Source organism: Mucilaginibacter segetis, assembly GCF_016522075.1.
In the GTDB taxonomy this organism is placed as follows: domain Bacteria; phylum Bacteroidota; class Bacteroidia; order Sphingobacteriales; family Sphingobacteriaceae; genus Mucilaginibacter; species Mucilaginibacter segetis.
The window spans coordinates 716,965-741,112 of the sequence record NZ_JAEHFW010000001.1 but is presented as its reverse complement, the minus strand read 5'-3'; the positions used below and the strand labels follow the sequence as shown (position 1 = coordinate 741,112).

The 24,148-nt window shown below is 39.8% G+C and carries 23 protein-coding genes and 1 tRNA gene; 14 read left to right on the top strand and 10 right to left on the bottom strand.

Going from position 1 to position 24,148, the window contains the following annotated elements:
* Positions 1-891, bottom strand: a complete 891-nt coding sequence (locus I5M19_RS03550; protein ID WP_200064092.1) for a flavin reductase family protein — start codon at positions 889-891, stop codon at positions 1-3.
* Complete coding sequence (locus tag I5M19_RS03545; protein ID WP_200064090.1) at positions 891-1,886, bottom strand: fumarylacetoacetate hydrolase family protein; 996 nt, start codon at positions 1,884-1,886, stop codon at positions 891-893. The genes I5M19_RS03550 and I5M19_RS03545 overlap by 1 nt, the downstream gene beginning before the upstream one ends.
* Positions 1,887-2,266: 380 nt before the next feature.
* Between I5M19_RS03545 and I5M19_RS03540 the strand changes: the two genes are divergently transcribed.
* From I5M19_RS03540 to I5M19_RS03525, 4 genes are all read left to right on the top strand, one after another.
* Positions 2,267-3,424 (top strand): homogentisate 1,2-dioxygenase, encoded by a 1,158-nt coding sequence (locus tag I5M19_RS03540; RefSeq protein WP_200064088.1) that lies wholly within the window; start codon positions 2,267-2,269, stop codon positions 3,422-3,424.
* Positions 3,425-3,446: 22 nt separating this feature from the next.
* Positions 3,447-4,571, top strand: a complete 1,125-nt coding sequence (hppD, locus tag I5M19_RS03535) for a 4-hydroxyphenylpyruvate dioxygenase (RefSeq protein ID WP_200064086.1) — start codon at positions 3,447-3,449, stop codon at positions 4,569-4,571.
* Positions 4,572-4,709: 138 nt separating this feature from the next.
* Positions 4,710-5,207 carry a TspO/MBR family protein gene (locus I5M19_RS03530; protein ID WP_200064084.1) on the top strand — a complete coding sequence of 166 codons (498 nt, stop codon included), beginning with the start codon at positions 4,710-4,712 and terminating at the stop codon, positions 5,205-5,207.
* Positions 5,208-5,270: 63 nt separating this feature from the next.
* Entirely contained in the window at positions 5,271-5,804 is a 534-nt protein-coding gene (locus I5M19_RS03525; RefSeq protein ID WP_200064082.1) for a hypothetical protein, read from the top strand.
* Positions 5,805-5,825: 21 nt separating this feature from the next.
* Here the strand turns inward: I5M19_RS03525 and tamL are convergent, their stop codons facing one another.
* Positions 5,826-8,213, bottom strand: a complete 2,388-nt coding sequence (gene tamL / locus I5M19_RS03520; protein WP_200064080.1) for a translocation and assembly module lipoprotein TamL — start codon at positions 8,211-8,213, stop codon at positions 5,826-5,828.
* Between tamL and I5M19_RS03515 the strand changes: the two genes are divergently transcribed.
* From I5M19_RS03515 to I5M19_RS03505, 3 genes are all read left to right on the top strand, one after another.
* Positions 8,204-8,953, top strand: a complete 750-nt coding sequence (locus tag I5M19_RS03515) for a TrmH family RNA methyltransferase (protein ID WP_200064078.1) — start codon at positions 8,204-8,206, stop codon at positions 8,951-8,953. The genes tamL and I5M19_RS03515 overlap by 10 nt on opposite strands.
* A 47-nt stretch (positions 8,954-9,000) precedes the next feature.
* Positions 9,001-9,071, top strand: a tRNA-Cys gene (locus I5M19_RS03510).
* A gap of 31 nt (positions 9,072-9,102) precedes the next feature.
* Positions 9,103-9,276 (top strand): spore protein, encoded by a 174-nt coding sequence (locus I5M19_RS03505; protein ID WP_200064076.1) that lies wholly within the window; start codon positions 9,103-9,105, stop codon positions 9,274-9,276.
* A gap of 75 nt (positions 9,277-9,351) precedes the next feature.
* Here the strand turns inward: I5M19_RS03505 and I5M19_RS03500 are convergent, their stop codons facing one another.
* Positions 9,352-9,705 (bottom strand): hypothetical protein, encoded by a 354-nt coding sequence (locus tag I5M19_RS03500; protein WP_200064074.1) that lies wholly within the window; start codon positions 9,703-9,705, stop codon positions 9,352-9,354.
* Positions 9,706-10,746, bottom strand: coding sequence for a quinone-dependent dihydroorotate dehydrogenase (locus tag I5M19_RS03495; protein ID WP_200064072.1), 1,041 nt, complete (start codon positions 10,744-10,746; stop codon positions 9,706-9,708).
* A gap of 102 nt (positions 10,747-10,848) precedes the next feature.
* On the opposite strand from I5M19_RS03495, the gene I5M19_RS03490 reads away from it, so the two are divergent.
* The 5 genes from I5M19_RS03490 (at position 10,849) to I5M19_RS03470 (ending at position 16,016) form a co-directional block, all read left to right on the top strand.
* Complete coding sequence (locus I5M19_RS03490) at positions 10,849-11,619, top strand: SGNH/GDSL hydrolase family protein (RefSeq protein WP_200064070.1); 771 nt, start codon at positions 10,849-10,851, stop codon at positions 11,617-11,619.
* A gap of 119 nt (positions 11,620-11,738) precedes the next feature.
* The gene (locus I5M19_RS03485; RefSeq protein WP_200064068.1) at positions 11,739-13,661 is read left to right on the top strand and encodes an ABC-F family ATP-binding cassette domain-containing protein; all 1,923 of its coding nucleotides are present in this window, start codon (positions 11,739-11,741) and stop codon (positions 13,659-13,661) included.
* Positions 13,662-13,742: 81 nt separating this feature from the next.
* Positions 13,743-15,002, top strand: a complete 1,260-nt coding sequence (locus tag I5M19_RS03480; RefSeq protein ID WP_200064066.1) for a type IX secretion system plug protein — start codon at positions 13,743-13,745, stop codon at positions 15,000-15,002.
* A 65-nt stretch (positions 15,003-15,067) separates the two neighbouring features.
* Positions 15,068-15,592, top strand: a complete 525-nt coding sequence (locus tag I5M19_RS03475) for an acyl-CoA thioesterase (protein WP_200064064.1) — start codon at positions 15,068-15,070, stop codon at positions 15,590-15,592.
* A gap of 103 nt (positions 15,593-15,695) precedes the next feature.
* The gene (locus I5M19_RS03470; protein WP_200064061.1) at positions 15,696-16,016 is read left to right on the top strand and encodes a hypothetical protein; all 321 of its coding nucleotides are present in this window, start codon (positions 15,696-15,698) and stop codon (positions 16,014-16,016) included.
* A 21-nt stretch (positions 16,017-16,037) separates the two neighbouring features.
* Here I5M19_RS03470 and I5M19_RS03465 read toward each other — a convergent pair whose 3' ends face one another.
* Both I5M19_RS03465 and I5M19_RS03460 read right to left on the bottom strand, forming a co-directional pair.
* Positions 16,038-16,445 (bottom strand): EVE domain-containing protein, encoded by a 408-nt coding sequence (locus I5M19_RS03465; protein WP_200064059.1) that lies wholly within the window; start codon positions 16,443-16,445, stop codon positions 16,038-16,040.
* A 72-nt stretch (positions 16,446-16,517) separates the two neighbouring features.
* Entirely contained in the window at positions 16,518-16,709 is a 192-nt protein-coding gene (locus I5M19_RS03460; RefSeq protein WP_200064057.1) for a hypothetical protein, read from the bottom strand.
* A 217-nt stretch (positions 16,710-16,926) separates the two neighbouring features.
* On the opposite strand from I5M19_RS03460, the gene I5M19_RS03455 reads away from it, so the two are divergent.
* The gene (locus tag I5M19_RS03455; RefSeq protein WP_200064055.1) at positions 16,927-17,883 is read left to right on the top strand and encodes a PAS domain-containing protein; all 957 of its coding nucleotides are present in this window, start codon (positions 16,927-16,929) and stop codon (positions 17,881-17,883) included.
* A gap of 13 nt (positions 17,884-17,896) precedes the next feature.
* On the opposite strand, the gene holA is transcribed toward I5M19_RS03455, so the two are convergent.
* Positions 17,897-18,919 (bottom strand): DNA polymerase III subunit delta, encoded by a 1,023-nt coding sequence (gene holA / locus I5M19_RS03450; protein WP_200064053.1) that lies wholly within the window; start codon positions 18,917-18,919, stop codon positions 17,897-17,899.
* Positions 18,920-19,023: 104 nt separating this feature from the next.
* On the opposite strand from holA, the gene I5M19_RS03445 reads away from it, so the two are divergent.
* Complete coding sequence (locus I5M19_RS03445) at positions 19,024-19,476, top strand: type I restriction enzyme HsdR N-terminal domain-containing protein (protein WP_200064051.1); 453 nt, start codon at positions 19,024-19,026, stop codon at positions 19,474-19,476.
* A 6-nt stretch (positions 19,477-19,482) separates the two neighbouring features.
* Here I5M19_RS03445 and I5M19_RS18580 read toward each other — a convergent pair whose 3' ends face one another.
* Together I5M19_RS18580 and I5M19_RS03435 are read right to left on the bottom strand one after the other, a co-directional pair.
* A complete protein-coding gene (locus tag I5M19_RS18580) occupies positions 19,483-21,279 on the bottom strand; it encodes an ATP-binding protein (RefSeq protein ID WP_200064050.1) in 1,797 nt (598 codons plus the stop codon).
* Positions 21,280-21,375: 96 nt separating this feature from the next.
* Complete coding sequence (locus I5M19_RS03435; protein WP_200064048.1) at positions 21,376-24,030, bottom strand: valine--tRNA ligase; 2,655 nt, start codon at positions 24,028-24,030, stop codon at positions 21,376-21,378.
* Positions 24,031-24,148: the final 118 nt, after the last annotated feature.

The window sequence follows — 24,148 nt, the reverse complement described above, 5'->3', positions numbered from 1 at the left end:
TTATTCGGCTAACAGTACTTTCCAGGCATCGTCAACCATATTATGGTTAAGTAACTCCTTAGCTTTTAAATGCAGTTGCAGTTCGCGAGTTTGGCTATCGCCTATCGTAGCATCGAACAGTTCCTTTATGTCATCATTTTGGACGTATGCATCTATATCCGCCTGACCAGGCAAAGCCGTAACGTTACCTAACTTACCCAAATCATTCCCGCTAAGTATTTTTGAATTACGGATGCTGTAGGGGATGGCATCAACCCCAATACCAATATTGCGGTTAGGTTTAGCTACTTTAAATAAATTATCTGCAGTAACGCGGCAATACCAGTCGCCGCCCAAACGCGCCACCAGGTCCATTTTTTCCTGATCTATTTTACCGTCGGCTCCCATAACCGTTTCGTTAATGTGAATCACCTTAATTTCGGCTATTACGAGGTTACCGGCACCGTGAGTTTCTCCTAAATTAATAATATCATTCACTACACACTCTAATTGCACGGGTGATTCCGACACACGCGGCGGGCGCACAATTTCTGAGGGCAGTTCCGTTAAGCCTGATTTAATAAACTCATTAATTCCCGCAGGATACTCCACACTGGATAAGGATACTTGCTGCACCATATCATAATTCACTATATTGATAACACATTCCGGTACCTGATGCAGGTTTTCAAGCGTATGCTTGGTGGTATTATCCCTCACCCTGCGTGCAGGCGAAAACACACATATCGGGGGGTTAGTGCTAAATAAGTTAAAAAAGCTAAACGGGCTAAGGTTAACACTACCATTGCCATCAATAGTTGATGCCAGGCAAATAGGGCGGGGCGCTATGGCATAGTGCAAATAATTTTGCAGGTCCTGGGTGGAGATATTCTCTATATTTATTGATAGCATTATTTTTTCAATGCTAAAATTGAAAAATCGCTCTCTGATTTTTTTATGATGTTACCCAACATTCCAAGCCCGGTTATTTCCATCTCCACGAGGTCATTAGGCTGCAGCCATTGGGGTTGATAATTTGGATCATTAAGCAGTCCCGTGCCATTCAGTTCTAAAAAACAGCCCGTACCTACCGTACCGGAGCCTATTACATCGCCCGGCAAAACATCACAACCATAAGCACAACGTTCAATTATTTCGGCAAATGTCCAGTCCATATCGGCCATATTGCCTTTACTTACCTGTTTGCCATTTACCACACACTTCATTTCAAGGTTGTAAGCATTCCCTGTATGACCTTCCTTGGCTGTAGTTTTATATTTTTCCAACTCATCGGGTGTTACCAGCCATGGGCCAATAACGGTAGAAAAATCTTTACCCTTAGCCGGGCCAAGGTTAAGTTTCATTTCTTCCATTTGCAAGCCGCGGGCACTCATATCATTCATTATCATATAGCCGGCTATATAAGCATCCGCATCGGCAGCCTTAATATTACGCCCTTTTTTGTTAAGTACAACAGCTACCTCCAGTTCAAAATCAAGCTTCTGGAAATGATCGGGCATACATTCAATTTCACCGGGACCTTGTATAGCATTATGGTTAGTAAAATAAAATATAGGATACTGATCGTACTCGGGTATCATATCCACCTTACGGTTACGGCGGGCAGCGGCAACATGCTGGCGAAAAGCATATCCATCCCGGCATGATGAAGGATGCGGCACAGGTGCTATCAGTTCAAAAAACAACTCCTCTTTAGCCGTCAGTTTACCAGAACTTATACCGTCATTTATTTTACGGGCATGCTCCATTAACTCATCGCCACCCCATAAAAACTCATTCATATTATCCGGAATAAGTTTATCGCACGAGTTTAAGTTATAAATGTGTCCGTTTACATAAATGCCTAAGTGCTCCCGGTCTTCGGTTTTATAGGATACTAGTTTCATAAAGCTGTTTTTGGTTTAAAAGGGACTCAAAACTAAACAATTTTATACAAACCCTCGGTCAATATATTATGCTTGCATATTAAATTGATTTGTCGTATATTCGTTTACAAATTATGAGCATACAAAAACAGTTTTATTTTTCCCTCGGCCTTACTTCTATGAGTAATGCTTCTTCTTTCAGGGATGCTGTGCTTGCTAAAATTGTTTTAGCGCAATATTAATCTGCCATACTTTTAACGGCTGCAAGTCCGGATATTATTATCTTACTTTTCCGTTAAAAACTATTCCGCTGTTTCAATCGTTTAATAATCAATTACTTTAAGTTTATCAGTTTTTGATACATAACTTTAAAGCATTCCAGTATTTAAACCAATTTTACCATGCCTATTTATCATACATTAGGGAACATTCCGCCTAAGCGGCATACGCAATTTCGTAAACCGGATGGCACCTTATATGCCGAAGAACTGGTATCAACTGAAGGTTTTTCCAGTTTATACTCATTGGTTTACCATGCCTATCCGCCTACTATAGTTAAAGAGTTGGGAGAGCCTTACTCTGTTGAGCCAAAGATTGCCCGCGAAAAGCACCTGAAGCATACCAGCCTAATTGGCTTTAACATAAAACCTGCTGATGATTACTTGGAGAGCCGTAAACCAGTACTGGTAAACAGCGATCTGCATATATCACTGGCAGCGCCCCGCAACTCCATGACGGATTACTTTTATAAAAACAGCCAGGCAGACGAAGTAATATTTGTTCACGAAGGTTCCGGCACATTAAAAACAGGTTTCGGACAAATAAAATTCACCTATGGCGATTACCTGGTTATACCACGAGGCACTATTTACCAAATGGACTTTGACACAACAGCAAATCGCCTGTTTATAGTGGAAAGCTTTAGCCCTATCCGCACGCCTAAACGCTATCGTAACCAATACGGGCAGTTAATGGAGCACTCGCCTTATTGCGAACGTGATATCAAAAGGCCTGCAAATCTTGTAACACATGATGAAAAAGGCGACTTTAAAGTACTCATCAAAAAACAAGGCTTGATTTATCCTTATATCTACGGCACCCATCCTTTTGATTTTATTGGCTGGGACGGATTTCATTATCCCTGGGCTTTCTCTATACATGATTTTGAACCCATAACGGGCCGTTTGCACCAACCGCCACCGGTACATCAAACATTTGAGGGGCATAACTTTGTGATCTGCTCGTTTGTACCGCGTAAGTATGATTATCATCCACTATCTATTCCAGCACCGTACAATCACAGTAATGTAGACAGCGATGAGGTACTCTATTATGTTGATGGTGATTTTATGAGCCGCAAAAGCGTGGTAAAGGGACAAATAACGCTGCACCCGGGCGGTATTCCACACGGGCCGCATCCGGGTTCGGTAGAGAAATCTATCGGCAAGGAATCAACCGATGAACTGGCGGTAATGATAGACCCATTCAGGCCGCTGATGCTTACCGAAGATGCTATAAATATTGAAGACGAAAATTATCATAAAAGCTGGGTTATTTAATTAACCTTTAAACAAGAAAAAAATGGAAACATTAACAATAGATAAGAAAGACACTAAAACAGATTTTTTACCGCTTAACGGTACAGATTATGTTGAATTTTATGTAGGTAATGCCAAGCAGGCAGCCCATTATTATAAAACAGCCTTTGGCTTTCAGGATCTGGCTTATGCCGGCCCGGAAACCGGCGTGCGCGACAGGGCATCGTACGTATTACAGCAGGGTAAAATACGGTTGGTATTAACTACTCCACTGCACTCGGACCATCCTATTGCCGAACATATTAAAAAACATGGCGATGGCGTAAAAGTACTGGCCCTATGGGTAGATGATGCTTACGACGCATTTGAACAAACTACCGCCCGCGGAGCGGAACCTTACCAGCAACCACAAACTATTACTGATGAGCATGGAGAAGTTAGAACCAGCGGCATAAAACTATACGGCGAAACGGTTCATCTTTTTATTGAGCGCAAAAACTATCATGGTGCTTTTTTACCCGGATATAAAAAACTGGAAACCACCTATAATCCGGCGGTTACCGGTTTATTATACGTTGACCATTGCGTAGGCAATGTTGACTGGAACAAGATGAACCAGTGGGTAAATTTTTATGAGGAAATAATGGGTTTCCGCAACATTCTCACCTTTGATGATAAAATGATATCTACCGAATACTCCGCTTTAATGAGTAAAGTAATGAGCAACGGCAACGGTTACGTTAAATTCCCGATAAATGAACCCGCCGAAGGTAAAAAGAAATCGCAGATTGAAGAATACCTTGAGTTTTATGAAGGCGAAGGTGTACAGCATCTGGCACTGGCCACCAGTGATATAGTAAAAACCGTAACCGATCTGCAAAGTCGGGGAATTGAATTTTTAACGGTACCAACAACTTATTACGATGAACTTACTGCACGGGTAGGCCATATTGATGAAGATCTTGAGCCTTTAAAAAAGTTAGGCATATTGGTAGATCGTGATGATGAAGGTTATTTGTTGCAGATATTCACTAAACCGGTTGAAGACAGGCCAACGCTATTCTTCGAGATCATTCAGCGTAAAGGTGCAAAATCATTCGGAGCCGGTAACTTTAAAGCGCTGTTTGAAGCTATTGAACGCGAACAGGAATTACGGGGCAACTTGTAATTAATTTGTTTAAATTTATAACAAAAGCCGGAAGTACTTTACGGCTTTTGTTATTATTATAATTTCTGCTTAGATTTATTACTTATTGTTACATAAGGGGGTTATAAACATTTTGCCAATTAAAAGTTAATTCCTGTTATGAGTACCGATATACACCATAATAAGTTTAAGTTTCTGCCTTTTGTAATTAGTTTATTAATTACACTAAGCATAGGTATTACTGCTTCTTTTTTTACCCGTCCAGAAATTCACGGATGGTACAATGCGTTAAAAAAACCCCCGTTCAATCCACCTTCATGGCTGTTTGCTCCCGTATGGTCAGTAATATACATACTTATTGCAATTGCGGCTTATATTGTATGGCAGCGCCGCGAGAATACCATCACCTTTTTAACTACAAAAATTATTTACACTGTACAACTGTTACTGAATTTTTCATGGTCTATAGTATTTTTCGGTATGCACCAAATATTTGCGGCCTTATGCATTATTATTTTACTTTTAGTACTGATAATTTTGAATATAGCCTGGTTTGGCCGGTTCAGTAAATTGGCCGCCTGGTTGTTATTACCTTACTTTGCATGGGTAAGCTTTGCCAGCTTGCTTAATTTAAGTATTTACATACTTAATAAATAAGTATTTTAAAAACCCTACTTTTATTGCAGGTTAATCCGTTAATTATAGTCGTCTATATTACTGATGAAAAAAATATTACTTTCCTGCTCTTTTTTGTTACTGGCCATGTTTGCTTTTGCAGACACCATATCTGTAAATAATTTTGTAATAAAAGAGAACCCCTTTGCAAAAGATGAGATAGCGGTTGTTGCAACAGATACCGCTAACAATATACTGGAAAATGTTAATGGAATTTTCACCTTTAGCATGAACGGTTTTGCGGAAGAGCTAACGTTTGATAAAGGCACCGCCTTTTACCGGCATAAATTAGATAAGTCAACATTCCTGTATGCAAGGCATCAAAATGATAGCGGTACACACTCCGTACTTTATTATATTTACCGGCACGATGGTAAGTTAAGTCCGGTGAAAATAAGCTGGCTGGTGCTGGTAATTATACCGGTTGCATTAGTATTACTGGCTTATTTATTTAAACGCTTCATTATTATCGCGCTAATTATCTTCTGTATTTTCCTTTATTTTAATTACCACAACGGCTTAAGCATTCCAACATTTTTCCAAAGCATTATTGACGGGTTAAGAGGTGTGTTTACATGAAGTATCTGAAGGTAATATCATTTAAAAAGGCAAACCGATACCAAAATTCAACTGCATAAAATTATAGCTGTCGCCCAGTATATTGCCATCCTTATCAACACCTGTACTGTTTGCTCTAAGATAAGCGCGTTTAAAATCGCCGGTCTTAAACAATTCATCAAAGTGGTTAACCAGCACCCATTGGTCTGAGCCGTAGAATTGCGGGTCTTTAAATTTAAACGCTGCATCAAGCCTGAAGATAAAAAAGCTAAGATCGAACCGTAAACCAAACCCTACACCAATAGCAGTTGATTGTAATAGATTATTAAACCTGAACTCTCCGTTCGGATTTTCTGCCTGCTTATTCAATCGCCACACGTTACCGGCATCTGCAAAAAAAGCACCTTTCAGTTTAGAGCCAAAAAAGTTGTCGGCCAGCTTATACCGGTATTCCGCATTAGCCACTATTTTTATTTCACCAAACTGATCCAGATATTTTAATCGCCGGCGGGTTTCCATATCATTCCCGTAAGCTGTTGCGCGGTTAAACTGCCCCGGCCCGAGTGTACGAGGCAACCAGGCCCTGATATCATTTGCACCACCTGCATAAAAGTTCTTCTCGAATATCAGCTGATCGCTATTACCATATGGCACACCTATTCCGGGGTTTAAACGGAATATAAATTGCCGTTCGCCGCCTAATGTCCGGTACAGCCGATAATCCACCTCGGTTTTAACATATTGCGAAAAAGGATATCCAAAAATAGTGCGCTGGCCCAAACTATCTCTTGGTGTATTAAAGGCCTTACTCAATAAATTAAGCGTATTACCACCCACATCCACCGTTCCGCGGAAGTAAACAAAGTTTTTGTAAGAATTCAGTTCAATAGTGTTATACTGAAAAGTATACTGGCTACCGGCGGTAAATGTAGTACGCCCAATTAAATACACGTAGGAGTATCTGCCGCTGTCAAGCAGGGCCCGCCGGGCATCAGGGTCAATTGTACCGCTCGAAAACTCAATATTTAAAGGAGTTATTGAGTGTTGCTTTCTGCCGGTCTCAAAAAAATCATACGTAACAGAATTAATAAAACTGCGCCGCTCCACAAGATCTTTTTGATAATAAAGCTGAAAATTTGTAGCAAAAGTGGTGTGTGGCACACCAAACTTACCTAAAAACGGGAAATTAAAAGGAGATACAATACGCGGGTATATTAAACTAACACCTGCTTTAAAGTCCTGATTTTGAACGCCTTTAGTCCCGGAAGCGCGACCGTTATCAAATAGTAGACTCCAATTGAGCTTTAACTGGAGTATAGCGGCTTGTTTAAAAATATTCCTGTTGGTAAATGTATTGCCCAGGTTATAACCAAAGCTTTTACTGTTAAACAGAAACTCCGCCTCCACCCTGTCTGACATTTGCTTAAGCGGAACTATATCTATTTTTGAATTTAGCCTGTTGGTACTGTCTGATAGTTTTTCATATGTAGGATTGGGAACATTCCTGAAAACATTTAACTGCGACAAGCGCGAAGTTGTTAATGTTTGCTTATCAACATCGTACAGATCGCCCTTCTTCAGAAAAATATAGTCGGTTACCGTATGTGGCTTAAAACGACCGCTATAGTCCACAAAACGGAATTGAGAATCTACTTTAAGTGTATCGGCTTTACCTGTAGTACGCCCATTACTTTTTGATATAGTTACCAATGTGTTATTGATGGTGTAAACCGGGTGTGCGGATTTGCCCGCCGGATTATCAATAATCATGGCTACATCAACAATGCTGTTATTAAAACTTGAATCAGGTTCGTAATTTATATATTGCCTGTAAAAATCATAATAACCGTTGCGTTTCATTACCTGGTAAAATTCGTCGCGGTCATAAGCTAAACTATCGGTATCAAAACGGCCACCAACATGTATATGCGTAAAATCGGGGCGTGTTTTTTTATACAGGGCCTCCACCTTTTTATCAGCAATACTGTCTTTAAAATTCCTTATTCGAAACATCGGCCCTTCCGTAGCGGTAAATATCAGTTCGGCCTTTTGTTTTTTTATACGGATAGAATCCTCCACCTTAGCCTTAAGGTAACCCTTACTTTGCAGATATTTTTGCATTTGCAGGCGCGAAAACTCAACAAGTCCGCTATCTAATATGGCAGGTGCCTCACCAATGTTACGCTTACCTTTTTTACTGAATAAATAATAAAATTGCAGGTTAAGCCAGTTATTGGGTTGCTGCTCTTTATCAACGTAATTTATCGCGGCTTCAGAAAATTGGTCATCTATCCCTTTTATGGTAATTTTGCGTACTATTGACTGGTTATCCTTTATTCCGCGTGTTACACTACAGCCGGAACCAATAATAACCATAAGAATACTTAATATTGCAAGACGGTAACGTCCCGGTATAATATATGCTTTCAAAATCTCAGATCAGTTTATTAACGTCATTACAACATAAAAAATTCCGTATAGTTCATAGTTTATTTATGGTGGAAGGTTATAAATCTATAAAAGAGTTTATTAATTCCGCCTACCAGGTACACACCATTTATCATACGCCTGATGTTGCCGCAAAATTGCTTAAATTATCCCAAAAAATAAACTTTCAGGAAATTTCATTAAACGAACTGCAAAAAATAAGCAGTTTAAAAAATCCCGCCGATGCTGTTGCCGCCATTAAGATACCACAATGGCCGTTACTAAATTACATAAGTCTTAAAAATAAATTTACGTTGGTTTTAGATGGGGTGCAGGACCCCGGCAATATGGGCACTATTATACGTACCGCCGATTGGTTTGGCATAACTGATATTATATGCTCCACCGACACGGTTGATGCCTATAACCCAAAAGTTGTGCAAGCTACTATGGGTTCGTTAGCGCGGGTAAATATTACTTATACCGATCTGAAAGAATTTATATCTCCACTAAAAATGCCTGTTTTTGGTGCTTTACTTGAGGGAGAGAATATTTATAAAACTGATTTTGGCAACGAAGGCTTTATTTTGATGGGTAACGAGGGAAATGGTATACGCCCTGATATGGAAGCAATTATTACCAAAGCTGTTACTATACCGCGTATTGGCGGAGCGGAATCTTTAAATGTGGCCATTGCTACGGCTATTTGCTGTTCACATGCGCTTGCAAAAAGCTATAAATAAATATTGATTGCCAATAAATAATTACTATTTTTGCAATCCTTAAAAATGGTCGGGTGGCCGAGTGGCTAGGCAGAGGTCTGCAAAACCTCCTACAGCGGTTCGAATCCGCTCCCGACCTCGAGGTTAAAAACATTTAAATAAAAAAGATCATGGGCGTTACTCGTTTAAAAAGAAAAGATAGAAAAAACAAAACTACTTCACGTTTAGAAGTGCAGTTTTTAAAATTAGCTACCAACATTGAATTAGGTAGCCGTTCTGCTGAGAAAAAAGATAGCCAGATAGCAAAAAATAATGCTGCTTTGGATATCGCTACAGGCAAATAAGTCGTCTTTTTAAAAGAAATTTAAAGGCATACCTAAAACAGGTATGCCTTTTTTGTTAATGTATTTACAAACAGATTACAGCAGTCTGCCTACCGGGAAAGTCTTTCTGTCATATATTTCTTTCCAGTAATCGCGTACAATTTTCAACCCTGGGGTATTATGCGAATTGCTAACAACTTCTAAAAAATCCTCTTTTAATTCTCCTTTAACCAGGCGAGCTAAAACTGCGTCATTATAAGAGGCAACTATCAATTCAAAAACGTGGAATTTAGCACCGTCTTCCAATTCATTATTTTTATAATAATTAATAAATTCCGCTACCCTTTTCGGATCGGAATTAACAATACCCCAGTCCTGCATATCATCTTTGTCAAATTCTATCTTCAGGTCTTTACAAACCTGCTTTAATGTTTCTTCCGTATTACTCATTTAATTTCTATTCAGTATTTCCTTATTTATTTTCCTTATCAACCCCGGCCCCTCGTAAATAAAGCCCGTATATAATTGTATTAATGATGCGCCCGCCTGTAGTTTTTCGATGGCGTCTGCCGGCGAATGTATGCCTCCCACCCCGATGATCGGGAACGCCCCGCCTGATATTTTGTGCAGATAGGCAATAACCTCAGTAGACCTATTGGTTAAAGGCCTGCCGCTTAAACCACCAGTCTCCTCCCTATATGGCGAGTTTAAACCATTACGGTTTATAGTGGTATTGGTAGCAATTATTCCTGCTATACCGGTTTGCTTAACAATATCGGCAATATCATTCAGTTGCTCATTAGCAAGGTCCGGCGCTATTTTTAACAAAACAGGCCTGCTTATACTATTCTTTGAATTACGCTGCTGTAAGGTGTTTAAAATATGCATCAGCGGCTCCTTTCCCTGCAACTCACGTAATCCGGGGGTATTTGGTGAGCTTACGTTCACCACAAAGTAATCTACCACATCAAACAACCTGTCAAAGCATTTTATATAATCGCTAACAGCATCCTCATTTGGAGTAACTTTATTTTTACCAATGTTACCGCCAATAACCAATGCCTTTTCGCCGGGTTTTAATCCCTTGCGGTAAGTTGCTATACGTGATGCCGCTACATCAACCCCTAAGTTATTAAATCCCATTCGGTTAATAAGAGCCTCATCTGCCGGCAAACGAAACATACGCGGTTTAGGGTTGCCGGGTTGCGGCAATGGCGTTACGGTACCAATTTCTACAAATCCGAAACCCAAAGCACCCATTTCGGCTATGAGTTCAGCATTTTTATCAAAACCGGCTGCAAGGCCCACAGGGTTTTTAAATTCAAGTCCAAAAACATTTTTTTTCAGTCTGTCATCGTTTAAATCCCATATAGTTTTACTTATGGCTGCCCCGCCCGGTAAACGGTTAAACCGCTTTAAATTCCGGGTAACAAAATAATGTACCTTTTCGGGATCGAACTTAAAAAGCAGGGGTTTTAATAACTGATACATGCCGCGAATTTACGTCGTTTTTAAATTTTAGCTCTTAAATAGTTAATAATATTGTAATTTAGTTGCACCCCACAAGTACCACCAACCGCATATTATAAAGAAATGAAAAACATATTCCAAAATTCCCGCCGTAATTTTATCAGGAAAGCTGCAATTGGTACCATGGCTGCTATCAGCATACCGCATATTGTTGACGCAGCTACCAACAGCATTAAGGATGGAAAAAAGGTACAATTAAATAAAGATGATATTATTCTTTTTCAGGGAGATTCCATAACCGACTGGGGCCGCGACAGAAATAAAACCGAACCCAACAACACCAGTGCGCTGGGCTCGGGCTACCCGTTATTAACTGCCGGGGAACTTTTAATGAAAAACCCGGAGAAAAATTTACAGATATACAATAAAGGTATAAGCGGCAACAAAGTGTTTCAACTCGCCGACCGCTGGGACACCGATACCATTGCCTTAAAGCCTACCATTTTAAGTATACATATTGGCGTTAATGATTACTGGCACACCCTGGGCGGAGGTTATAAAGGCACTATTGAAACTTATATTACAGATTATAAAAAACTGCTCGACCGTACAAAAAAGGAGTTACCGGGTGTAAAGATCATCATCGGTGAACCCTTTGGTGTTAAAGGAGTTAAAGCTGTAACTGACGCATGGTATCCGGCATTTGATAAGTACCGCAAGGCCGCCAGAGATATTGCCGAAGAATACGATCTGCCATTTATACCCTATCAGGCTATTTTTGACAAAGCCCTTGAAAGCGCCCCCGGCAGTTACTGGACACTTGATGGCGTACACCCAAGTATTGCCGGCGAAAAGCTGATGTCGCACGGATGGATGAAAATGGTTAAGAGTTAAACAGGCAAAGAGGGTGAAACGATAGCAAATATTTTTTTAATTCCACCCTTTACTTTACTCCGTCTCCTTTAAGCTTTGGTCTTTCTCCTTTCCTGTTAAAACCGTACCTTTGCGCGCAAATGATCGCTATAAATAACCTTACGTTTGAGATTGGTGCACGCGCCTTATATGATGAAGCCAACTGGCATATAAAACCCGGAGAAAAAATTGGCCTTATTGGTGCCAATGGTACAGGTAAAACCACCTTATTAAAGATCATTGTAGGCGATTACACGCCAACATCGGGAACTATAAGCATGGCTAAGGACCTTACTATGGGTTATCTTAACCAGGATCTGCTCTCTTACTCGTCCGATAAAACAATTGTACATGTGGCTATGGAAGCTTTTGAGCGCCAGAACCAATTGCACGACGAGATAGAAACACTGCTTAAAAAACTGGAAACCGATTACAGCGAAGATCTGCTGCATAAGTTAAGCGATAAACAGCATGAGTTTGAATTACTGGATGGTTACAATATTGAATATAAGGCCCGTGAAATTTTAGCAGGTTTAGGGTTTAGCGATGATGATTGTCAACGTAAATTAAGTACCTTCTCCGGTGGATGGCGCATGCGCGTTATGCTGGCCAAAATACTTTTACAAGCTCCGGATATCCTTTTACTGGATGAGCCTACCAACCACCTGGATCTACCCTCTATACAATGGCTGGAAGATTACCTGAAAGCATTTACCGGTGCTATAATCATCGTATCGCACGACAGGTGGTTCCTGGATAAGGTAATTAACCGTACGGTGGAATCACGCAAGGGCAAGCTTACCGTTTACGCGGGCAATTACACCTTCTATCTGGAGGAAAAGGCTTTGCGCGAAGAGATACAACGTGGAGAATTTAAAAATCAGCAATCGAAAATAAAACAGGAAGAGCGTTTGATAGAACGTTTCCGTGCCAAAGCCTCAAAAGCGAAAATGGCACAGTCGCGCATTAAGATGCTGGATAAAATGGAACGTGTAGATGATGTGGACGATGATAACCCATCGGTTAATTTCGCGTTCCGTTTCTCTAAACAATCTGGCAGGCATGTGGTAACTTTAGAGGATATTACCAAAAAATACCCGGCTATTGATATACTGGATAATGCCGAAGCCGTAATTGAAAAAGGTGATAAGATAGCACTTATAGGGGCTAATGGTAAGGGTAAATCAACCCTGTTACGCATCATTGCCTCCGCTGATACGGAGTATACCGGCAAGGTAAATACAGGCCATAACGTAAGCACTACATTTTTTGCGCAGCATCAGCTGGAGTCTTTACATCTAGAAAACCAGATATTACAGGAGTTACAGGCTTTTGCGCCTAAACATACCGATACCGAACTGCGTACCATTTTAGGGTCGTTTCTGTTTACAGGCGATGATGTGTTTAAAAAAATAAAAGTACTATCAGGAGGAGAAAAATCTCGTGTGGCCTTAGCCAAGGCGCTTACCGCGGATGCAAACTTCCTGATATTGGATGAGCCAACCAACCACCTGGATATGCAATCAGTAAATATCCTGATCCAGGCACTACAACAGTATGAAGGTACTTTTATAGTGGTATCGCACGACAGGTATTTCTTGGATAACGTAGCCAACAAAATATGGTTCATTGAGGATCAGAAGATAAAAGTTTACCCCGGCACTTATGCCGAGTATGATGAATGGTACGCCAAACGCAAACTGGAAGCCAAAACCGCGCCTGTGCCACAGCCTAAAAAAGAAGAAAAGAAAGAAAGCACCCCGGTCAAACAGCAACCAAATGATAACAAGGCTCAGCAATTAAAGAAATTGAATCAGGATCTGGCTAAAACGGAGAACGAAATAGCCCTGTTGGAAAAAGAAATAAAGGAACTGGAACTGCAATTGGCCGATGAAAAGCTATATAACCAAACCGAACGCTTAAAGGAGGTAAACGATAATTACCAGTTAAAAAAATTAAAACTTGGCGAACATCAGCAAAAGTGGGAAAGCATGGCCGAGCAAATAATGGAACTGGAAGCTTAGTTTAGCACCAACATCAGGCACCGGCAAGCAGCAGATCTATTAAATTGCATAGTCAGCAACTTTTTTGGTATACTTGTGTAAATGAAAAAAATCATTTATCTGCTTTCTTTAATATTTCTGATCTGTTTTAACGCTTTTTCGCAAACGCCTTATACTAATGCGGTTTACCGGCACGAAATAAAAAGCGTAGTGTTTTATAATACTGATAAACCTGCGTCATTCCCGATAATTACCCTAAACAGTACTGAACAGGTTGTGCTGGGTTTTGACGACCTTACCGGCGGAAGCCGCAACTTTTATTACACTATTGAACATTGCGATGCAAACTGGAACCCATCCAACCTGTCCCCTGCCGAATACCTGCAAAGCTTCACTAACGACCGTATATTCGATTACAGGTACTCTACCGCCACATTTCAAAAATACACTCATTACGAAGTTAAGCTACCTAATGATAATATCGCTCCGAAAATACCGGGTAATTATATATTAAAGGTTTACGAAGATGGCGATGAGGCTAAAATGATACTTACCCGACGTTTATATGTAGTAAGCAAAAAAGTAAACGTTGCCGCAAATGTAACGGCATCAAATAACGTAGCAGCTAGGCGCACCAATCAAAAGCTTAACCTTACTATTGATTATACCGGACTTAACGTACAAAACCCCAATCATGACCTCCGTGTTTTTGTAATGCAGAATGCCCGGCCTGAAACAGGATACATGAACACCCAACCCACCTACATCCGTGGTAACCAACTGGTTTATAATGATGTGAACATAAATGATTTTTCTGGTCGTAACGAATTCCGGCACTTTGATACGCGATCATTAAAGCTAAATTCGGAACATATTTCCAAAATTTACCGTGATACAGCCAATACGGTCGTACTGCTCACCGACCCAAACCGTAACCTGCCCAACTACATTTTGTTGTATGATAACGATGGTAAATTCTTCATTATTAACCAGGATGGCAACGATCCTCGGGTTGATGCGGATTACGCACACGTTTACTTCACTTTGGCCGCCAACAAGCCCGAAACACAAGGCACGCCATACATTGTTGGGCAGTTTAATGATTATAAGCTGGATGAAAACAGCCGTATGCAATACGACGCTGCAGGCAGATTTTACACTCACCTGTTTTTAAAGCAGGGTGTTTACGACTATCAATACGTTTGGGTGGATAATGCTACCCAAAGAGCAAGTGATACAGCCTTAGAGGGCAATTATTTTGAAACCGAAAATGAATACCAGGTATTGGTATACTACCGCCCTCCGGGCGCCCGTTGGGAAGAATTGGTTGGATATAGTTTTTTGAATACCGCCAAACAATAAGCAACGACACCAGTATTTAGCACACCGGCTGATGTTAATTTACGCTTAAAAACTATCTTTGCAGCATGAAAGGAAAATCGCCCAAAGAATCGTTCACGATAATGAATGAACTGGTATTACCGAATGATACCAACACGCTTAATAATTTAATGGGCGGGCGTTTGCTCCACTGGATGGATATTGCAGCTGCTATATCGGCACAAAAGCATTGTAACCGTATTGTGGTAACCGCCTCGGTAGATAATGTTTCCTTTCATCACCCTATCAAACTGGGCGATGTAATTACCATTGAGGCCAAAGTATCGAGAGCTTTTAATACTTCGGTTGAGGTTAGGCTTGATGTTTATGCCGAAAATATCCCTTCCGGAACGCGTGCTAAAAGTAATGAGGCCTACTACACTTTTGTGGCTTTAGATCAGAATGGCCGTACCATACCCGTACCATCTATAGAACCTGAGACGGCCGAAGAAACCGAATTATACGATGGTGCATTACGACGCAGGCAATTACGCCTCATACTGGGCGGCAAAATGAAACCCGATGACGCTACTGAGCTTAAAGCTTTGTTCTTTGCTGCTCAAAAAAAATAGTTTTGTTTTAATATATACAGCAAATATTTATTTCGCTATCGCTGGAATAATTCCCTGATATATAAAAAATGGTTAGATTTATACTAATAAACCTAACCGCAATATGAAAAAATTTTACCTGCTGCTACTTTGCTCTGTATTTGTTTTAGCATCATGTTCAAGCACAAAAAAAGTTTTTAGTGCCAATCATCCGCAGGATGGCAAATCCTATGAGACGGCTGTAATTATAACCGAAACACACGAGAAACCGGGTATTGATGCAGAGTATGCATGGTTAAAGGAACATTATCCGGGTTATAAAACACGCAGCCAGGCGCTTACGTATAAAGATAAACGACCATACGATATCATTAATATCACTACAGCCGACGGCAAGGAGCTATCAGTATATTTCGATATCAATAATTTTTACGGAAAGTTTTAAGGTTGCTGTTAGGTATCCTGATTAATTAGCGGCAAGTTCCAGTATACGGTCAAACTCCTCAGGCTTAAGCGGCATTACCGATAAACGGCCCTGCCTTACCAGTCCAACGTCCTTTAAACGTTCATCCGCTTTTATTTCCTCAAGCGTAACCGGGCGTTTAAGGCCCTCAACAGGCTCCAGATCAACTACCACCCAGTTAGGATCTGGTGTGGTGGGGTCCTGATAAAACTCCTTAACCACGCGCGCAATGCCTACTACGGCCTTCCCCTCGTTACTGTGGTAATACAACACAAGGTCGCCGGTTTTCATCAGTTTCATATTATTGCGTGCCTGGTAATTACGCACACCGTCCCAAAAAGTACGTCCTTCTTTATTGAATTTTTCCCAGCTATATTTTATGGGTTCCGATTTTACCAGCCAATGATTCATTTATAAGTGAATTTTATATGGCTGTAAAAATGGCAAAAAGCCGGGGAAATAAGAAATTTACAATCAGTGATATTATTTCAAATCTCTTTTTATGAACTTATGATATAAATATTCAGCATAACCTACGCTGACATAATCGGGGAATTTCCAGGTGGGGTAATACTTTTTTTTGATGTATTTAAGAATGCTGAAAAAAAGTACGCCGAATATTAAAACAGAAGTTATTCCTAATAATACAAAAGCGACAATTAAATAGGTATTCATGAGTGCATGTAAGGTTTGTTTATTATTTATTACGATAAAATTATTTACAGGTTGCCTTTAAATGTAATTAAAAAATATTTTTTACCAATATTGTCATTTAGCGAAAATATAACCTAAATAAACTTTGTTTATGTAAATATTAGTTAATATTTGTACTTTAGAAATACCAGCTATAACAATACTTACGTAAGCTACTTTTCTGACACAATTACTATCTATGCAATTACAGATACGTGATACCGACATTAGCTTTAATGTGCTTTTTCATCACAATCCCAATCCTATGTGGATTGTTGAGGTAGATACTCTTAAGTTTAAAGAAGTAAACGAAGCTGCCGTTAAGCATTACGGTTATACTCGTTATGAATTTTTACATAAAATAACTCTTGCCGATATAAGACCTGTTTATGAACAACAGGATATGCTGAACCTTATAAAGCGTATACGCCACAATCAAACCATAAAAAAAGAGCTAACTCATATTAAAAAAGATGGTAAAATTATACATGTAAATATCACTTCATATACCATTACCTACCAGGGTGGGCTTTGCCGAATGGTAATTGTACACGATATAACCCAGCAGAAACTTAAAGATATAAAACTGACGGAAGCGGTGGACAGGATAAATGAGACATTGGAAAGTATTACTGATGGCTTTTTTACACTCGACAGTAAATACCGTGTAAAATATTGGAACAAAGAGGCAGAACGTATACTTAATTTAAAACGGGAAACTATATTAAATAAAAAGCTATGGTCGGCTCATTCCTATTACCGGGAACTTACTTTATTTAAAGCAATAAATAACTCTTTTAAAAAGAAGGAAACCATAAAATTTGACGAATATATATCGCCGCTGGAAAAATGGTTGTGCTTTACAGTCTATCCGGGGACAGATAGTGTTGCCATATACTTTCAGGACATTACCAGCCAAAAGCACGATGAGGAGCAGATAAATTTAAAGAATCAAAGTCTTAACCGCATCGCGTATATTAATTCCCACCTTATACGCAAGCCGTTAGCCAATATATTGGGTATAATTAATTCACTTGAAGACAGTTTGCATAACGATAAACATTTTGAACATCCGCTGAAAATGCTGCGAAAAAGTGCTACAGAACTGGATAATGTGATAAAAGAGATCAACAAAAATGTGGAAAGTACTATATAATTCGCATTTCCCTTCAGTGTAATATTTTAAACATCAGCTCGCGTAAAAGTCCACCGTGATCGGTGTTGGAATCCACTCCCTTGCTCTTCAGATCATACTCCCGTAACAGGCTTATTACCTGTACCGTTTTACCCCAGTTATAATTCCGTGCGGCTTGTTCATAATCTTTTACAAAGTAAGGGTTAACTCCAATTTCACGTGCCAGGTTTTGTGGCGATCTGTCTTTTACATAATGATATGCCAGCACTTTACTGAAAAAATTATTCAGGTTACCCAATACCAGCACAATAGGATTTGCCTTAGGATTGGCTTCAAAGTAATTAATAATTTGATTGGCTTTATAAACATCCCTTTTAGTTAATGCAGCCTGCAATTCAAAAACATTATATTCCTTACTTATCCCGATATTATCATGTATGTTTTTCAGGGTTATTTCCTGTCCGGGATCCATATTCAGCATTAACTTATCCAGTTCGTTAGCTATTTTCGACAGGTTATTACCTAAATACTCTGCCAGCATAACGCATGCCTGCTGGTTAATACGGTATTTTTTGGCTGTTATAAAGCTCTCTATCCATGCGGGTATTTTGCTGTCATACATCGCTGCCGATTCGAATACCAACCCATTCTTGTCTATCGCCTTATATGTTTTTTTGCGCTTATCAAACTTGCCGTATTTATAGCAAAAAACCAATATGGTACTTGATAAGGGATTCTCCAGGTAACTTAAAACAGGGTTAATATTTTTTTTGTCATCATCCTCCCGGCCCCATTTCATATCCTGAGCTTCCTTTACCATTACAATCTGATAATCCGACATCATGGGGTAACGCTTGGCGACATTTATAGCCGTCATAATATCAGTATCCTTACCATATAAAATGGTTTGGTTGAAGCTTTTTTCGGCTTCACTTAATATATGATGCTCAATATAATTACTTATCTGATCAATAAAATACGGCTCTTCGCCATGCAGCAAATAAATAGGTTTAAATTTGCGGCCCTTTAGATCTTTAATAATGTCGGTTGCATTCATGGAATAGCCAAAAGTAAAAAGTTAAAGTTAAATGCGAGTATTAAAATCAAATAGGCCGCTCTTTCGCTTCCGCTTTGTATATTAAATTTTACTTTTGATGTAAAATGGAATTGCTACAACCGCTAAACCTGCCGCCATATCCGTTTAAACTAACTGATGATAACGGGCAACTGAGCATCTTTGATGAACTGCGCAAAAAAAACATCATCCTTACCCCCGAAGAATGGGTGAGGCAGCATTTTGTGCAGTATTTAATTCAAGAGAAAAATTATCCGCGCTCGCTTATTAAACTGGAAGGCGGGCTTAAATTACACGGCATGGCCAAACGGTCGGATATTGTAGTTCACAACTCATCAGGACAAAAAATATTATTGGTGGAGTGTAAAGCGCCATCGGTATCTATAAGTCAATCCACATTTGACCAGGCCGCACGTTACAACATGGTACATAAAGTAAACTTATTAGTGGTAACTAACGGGCTGCAGCACTATTATTGCCGTATTAATTTTGAACAGGAAAGCTATCAGTTTATAAAAGAATTGCCGTTATACCGATAAACGCAGTTAAACGGCGGCTACCAAATTCTGTATCTTTTCCATTAATTCATCAGGTTTAAATGGTTTGGCAACATAATCATTCATCCCGGCGTTTTGTACCTGCTCGCGTATGTCAAACAGGGCGGAGGCGGTTAAAGCAATAATAGGGATATTGGCCTTTGCAGGATCAGGCATTTTCCTGATTTCTATTGAGGCGTCAAAACCATTCATTACCGGCATTTGCAGATCCATCAAAATAATATCAAAATTACCGTACTGCATAATCTCCACTGCACGTTCGCCATTTTCGGCAATTGTTGGCACAATTTTCCATTTACTTAATAGCTTCTTCATCAACATTACGTTAACCGGGTTATCTTCAGCTATAAGTACACGCAGCCCACCGCCCATATTCTCATCAGGAATAGCAGACTGCAATTCGGGTTTTGCAACTGGGGCAGGTGCGACCTCCGTTGATACCGGGAACTCTATATTAAAAGAAAACTCTGAACCTTCGTTCACCTTGCTTTGCACGTGCATTTGCAAGCCCTGCAACTCCAGCAGGCGCTTTACTATAGCCAGCCCCAAACCTGTTCCGCCATATTGACGGGTAGTGGTGATAGACTCCTGAGTGAAGGGTTCAAAAATGCCTTCTAAATTTTCCTTTTTTATGCCTATTCCGGTATCCTTAACAGAAAAACTCACTGTTATGGTGTTATGCCTATCCTCAAGGCAGGTTGCCCTCACCCAAACACTACCCTGCGATGTGAATTTAATAGCGTTACTTACCAGGTTAAAGATGATTTGGGTTAACCGGGTTGGATCACCGAAAATCACTTTTCTTTTTAAAGCACTGTCAACATCCACCTTAAATATAAGCCCCTTTTCTTCAGCTTTAATAATTTGCCCTCCGCAAATATTCTGCAAAAGATCAACCAGGTTAAACTTTATTTTTTCAAAAACCACCTTGCCCGATTCTATTTTATTAAAGTCAAGCACATCATTTACAATGGCCAGCAGGTTATTCGCAGAGAATTTTAATATATCCAGATTTTCGGCCTGATCTGGGCGGGGGTTGCTCATCATCAGCAAATTGCTCATTCCTATCACCGCATTCAATGGTGTTCTTATCTCATGCGACATGGTTGATAAAAATTCAGACTGTACCTGTGATGATTTCTCGGCTTTCTCTATAGCCTTTTCAAATTTTATATTCAATGCAGCCTGTTCCTCGCTGGTATCCTTCAGCTGTTTTATATTGCGTATAAATGCGGTATAAAAATGGCTGTGAATAAATATGATCAGCATAAAATTGGCAAAAACACCAATGATAATAGTTCCCTGATCGGCTTTCTCAGGTTTAAAATCAATAAAATAATTATGGTCATACACCATAACCAAAAACAATAAAACCGGCAGTAAATTAAGCAGGGAATAAAACATTCCCCAGCTTTGCCCGAGCATGTAAAAACTAAATACAATAACCAGTATGATTACCTGAATGGTAATAATATTTACCTCCTGCATTATAATAAACACCGTGGCAAGATTTACAAGGGTACCAATGCCCAAAAGGATATGTGATATGGTTCGCCATTGCGGTTTATAGGTTAAATATTTAAATAAGCAGGCAATGCAAATCATGAGCGCACCTGCCGTTGCCGACATAATGGGCAAATCCTGGAAATAAACACTAAGGAACATTGCTCCAAGTGCCACAAATACCAGCGAGAAACCATAATAAAGCAAGCGTATGCGAGCCTGATCGAGAATCGAAAGGTCTTTTATAAGTATTTTATTAATCGAAAAATTAAAAAAATTCACTTCAGTACACTCAGGCTGTATTTAATTATATATTAAAAATAAATATGGCGGATTAATATACGCAATATGTTTTTTAATAGCCTTATACTAATGCAATTAATCGGCCAATCCGCTTAGGTTATCTTCAACAATTTTTAGCTTGACCTCAGCATCTGTTCGCTTTTTTAATTCATTCTCTATAATTTCCGGTTTAGCATTTGCCATAAAACGTTCATTATTAAGCTTTGCATTAACGGATTTTAAAAAGCCGGTAAGATAGTCCCTTTCCTTTTCTAAACGCTTTTGTTCTGCCTCTTTGTCAACCGCTATATTAAGTGTAATATAAAAATTATCTGTACCGCCAATAAAGTTAACAGCGCCTTCTACCTGTTCCTGTGTATGTGTAAATGAATCTATATTGCCTAATTGTTTAATAATAGGTTCATATTTTATATAATCAATACCTGATGTAGCTTTAACCGCAAGGGGTAAGGATTCTTTAGGAGAGATTTGTTTACTATTACGAACATTACGAATATTTGCAATTATTTGTTGAATTACCCCTATCTCATTAATAAGTTGGGTATTTACTTGCCCGTTTAATGGCAATTGCGCCACAATACAGCAATCACTTTCGGTGCGTTCTCCAAACAATTCGTCGTGCCAAAGCTCTTCGGTTATAAAAGGCATAAACGGATGTAACACCTTCAGTATATTCTCAAAAAGGGTAATAGTACGGTTATAAGTTTCTTTATCTATCGGCTGCTGATAAGCCGGTTTAATCATTTCCAGGTACCAAGCGCAAAAATCATCCCATACTAATTTGTAGGTAGCCATCAAAGCTTCCGACAAACGGTATTGCGCAAAGTTCTCCTCGATCTCTGTTAACGCCTGGTTAAAACGGCTCTCAAACCATTCTATCGCTATCGCATTCGGATTACTTAATTTATCGTTTACCTCCCAGCCTTTCACCAGCTTAAAGGCGTTCCATACTTTGTTAAAGAAATTACGGCCTTGTTCGCAATAACTCTCATCAAACATAAGGTCGTTACCGGCCGGTGAGCATAACAGCATTCCTACCCGTACCCCGTCAGCTCCGTATTTATCTATCAATTCAAGCGGATCGGGCGAATTACCTAACGACTTAGACATTTTACGACCTTGTTTATCCCTCACTATCCCGGTAAGATAAACGTTTTTAAAAGGCGCTTGTCCGCGCAATTCGTGCCCTGCCATTAGCATACGCGCCACCCAAAAAAACAATATTTCGGGTGCAGTTACCAGATCATTAGTGGGGTAGTAATAGTTGATCTCGGCATTATCAGGATTTTTCACACCATCGAAAACCGAGATAGGCCATAACCATGAGGAGAACCAGGTATCAACCACGTCGTCTTCCTGCCTCAGATCTTTAGCTGTAATATCCGGATTTTGAGTAATAGCTTTCGCTTCCTCTAAAGCTTCTTCAATGGTTTTGGCAATTACATATTCGCCGTTAGGCAAATAATAGGCCGGTATACGCTGCCCCCACCATAACTGGCGGCTAATGTTCCAGTCGCGCACGTTCTCCATCCAGTGGCGGTAAGTATTAATAAACTTATCAGGTATTAGCTTAACATCGCCATTAAGTACATAATCAAGTGCAGGCTTGGCCATTTCCTGCATTTTGCAGAACCATTGCATGCTCAACTTAGGTTCAATAGCGGCATTAGTACGCTCGCTAAAGCCCACCTGCGAAGTATAATCTTCAGTTTTTTCCAGCGCGCCTGCCTCTTCAAGCAGTACCGCTATTTTTTTACGTGCGGCAAAACGGTCTTCACCAACTAAAATTTGGGCATTTTCATTAAGCGTACCATCATCATTTAAAATATCAATAACAGGCAAATGATGGCGCTGGCCAAGTTCATAGTCGTTTAAATCATGTGCAGGAGTAACTTTCAAACAACCCGTACCAAAATCCATAGTAACATAATCATCCAGTATTACCGGTATTTCACGATTAATTAAAGGAATAAATACTTTTTTGCCATGTAGATGTATGTAACGTTCATCATTGGGATTGATACAGATAGCCGCATCGGCCATAATAGTTTCGGGCCGGGTAGTCGCAATAATGAGATGATCCTTTCCCCCGCTTTCGGATAGACCATCTTCCTGACTTAATGCATAGCGTATGTAATACAACTTTTGATTTACTTCTTTACGGATAACTTCCTCATCACTAACAGCGGTCTTCCCCTGCGGATCCCAGTTAACCATGCGCACACCGCGGTATATCCAGCCTTTTTTATACAAGCGTATAAAAACATCGGTAACGGCCTCGCTCATATCATCGTCCATTGTAAACCTGGTACGTTCCCAATCGCACGATGCACCTAATTTTTTTAACTGTTCTAAAATAATGCCGCCATATTTCTCTTTCCACTCCCATGCATAACTTAAAAATTCTTCGCGGCTCAGGTCTTTTTTATTGATACCGCGCTCTTTAAGCATAGCAACAACCTTGGCTTCGGTAGCAATACTGGCGTGGTCGGTGCCTGGTACCCAGCAAGCATTTTTGCCCAGCATACGTGCCCGGCGTATCAACACATCCTGTATGGTATTATTAAGCATATGCCCCATGTGCAATACCCCGGTAACATTTGGCGGCGGTATAACAATAGTGTAAGGTTCGCGCTCGTCAGGTACCGACCTGAAGAAATTGTGCTGCAACCAGTAACTATACCATTTCTCTTCGGCTTCTTTAGGCAAATATGTTTTAGCAATACTCATAGCCCGCAAAAATAACTATTTACAGCAAATTGTTTTTACGATTTATGATAATACAAATCCTTACATATTTAGCAGCAGATTGCATTTTCAATGAGCAAAAATTCGAGTCATTAATACA

Excerpts from the sequence above, each read along its gene's own strand:
- I5M19_RS03550 (WP_200064092.1), bottom strand. The coding sequence starts at position 891 with ATGCTATCAATAAATATAGAGAATATCTCCACCCAGGACCTGCAAAAT.
- I5M19_RS03545 (WP_200064090.1), bottom strand. The coding sequence starts at position 1,886 with ATGAAACTAGTATCCTATAAAACCGAAGACCGGGAGCACTTAGGCATT.
- I5M19_RS03540 (WP_200064088.1), top strand. The coding sequence starts at position 2,267 with ATGCCTATTTATCATACATTAGGGAACATTCCGCCTAAGCGGCATACG.
- hppD (WP_200064086.1), top strand. The coding sequence starts at position 3,447 with ATGGAAACATTAACAATAGATAAGAAAGACACTAAAACAGATTTTTTA.
- I5M19_RS03530 (WP_200064084.1), top strand. The coding sequence starts at position 4,710 with ATGAGTACCGATATACACCATAATAAGTTTAAGTTTCTGCCTTTTGTA.
- I5M19_RS03525 (WP_200064082.1), top strand. The coding sequence starts at position 5,271 with ATGAAAAAAATATTACTTTCCTGCTCTTTTTTGTTACTGGCCATGTTT.
- I5M19_RS03515 (WP_200064078.1), top strand. The coding sequence starts at position 8,204 with ATGCTTTCAAAATCTCAGATCAGTTTATTAACGTCATTACAACATAAA.
- I5M19_RS03505 (WP_200064076.1), top strand. The coding sequence starts at position 9,103 with ATGGGCGTTACTCGTTTAAAAAGAAAAGATAGAAAAAACAAAACTACT.
- I5M19_RS03500 (WP_200064074.1), bottom strand. The coding sequence starts at position 9,705 with ATGAGTAATACGGAAGAAACATTAAAGCAGGTTTGTAAAGACCTGAAG.
- I5M19_RS03495 (WP_200064072.1), bottom strand. The coding sequence starts at position 10,746 with ATGTATCAGTTATTAAAACCCCTGCTTTTTAAGTTCGATCCCGAAAAG.
- I5M19_RS03490 (WP_200064070.1), top strand. The coding sequence starts at position 10,849 with ATGAAAAACATATTCCAAAATTCCCGCCGTAATTTTATCAGGAAAGCT.
- I5M19_RS03485 (WP_200064068.1), top strand. The coding sequence starts at position 11,739 with ATGATCGCTATAAATAACCTTACGTTTGAGATTGGTGCACGCGCCTTA.
- I5M19_RS03480 (WP_200064066.1), top strand. The coding sequence starts at position 13,743 with ATGAAAAAAATCATTTATCTGCTTTCTTTAATATTTCTGATCTGTTTT.
- I5M19_RS03475 (WP_200064064.1), top strand. The coding sequence starts at position 15,068 with ATGAAAGGAAAATCGCCCAAAGAATCGTTCACGATAATGAATGAACTG.
- I5M19_RS03470 (WP_200064061.1), top strand. The coding sequence starts at position 15,696 with ATGAAAAAATTTTACCTGCTGCTACTTTGCTCTGTATTTGTTTTAGCA.
- I5M19_RS03465 (WP_200064059.1), bottom strand. The coding sequence starts at position 16,445 with ATGAATCATTGGCTGGTAAAATCGGAACCCATAAAATATAGCTGGGAA.
- I5M19_RS03460 (WP_200064057.1), bottom strand. The coding sequence starts at position 16,709 with ATGAATACCTATTTAATTGTCGCTTTTGTATTATTAGGAATAACTTCT.
- I5M19_RS03455 (WP_200064055.1), top strand. The coding sequence starts at position 16,927 with ATGCAATTACAGATACGTGATACCGACATTAGCTTTAATGTGCTTTTT.
- holA (WP_200064053.1), bottom strand. The coding sequence starts at position 18,919 with ATGAATGCAACCGACATTATTAAAGATCTAAAGGGCCGCAAATTTAAA.
- I5M19_RS03445 (WP_200064051.1), top strand. The coding sequence starts at position 19,024 with ATGGAATTGCTACAACCGCTAAACCTGCCGCCATATCCGTTTAAACTA.
- I5M19_RS03435 (WP_200064048.1), bottom strand. The coding sequence starts at position 24,030 with ATGAGTATTGCTAAAACATATTTGCCTAAAGAAGCCGAAGAGAAATGG.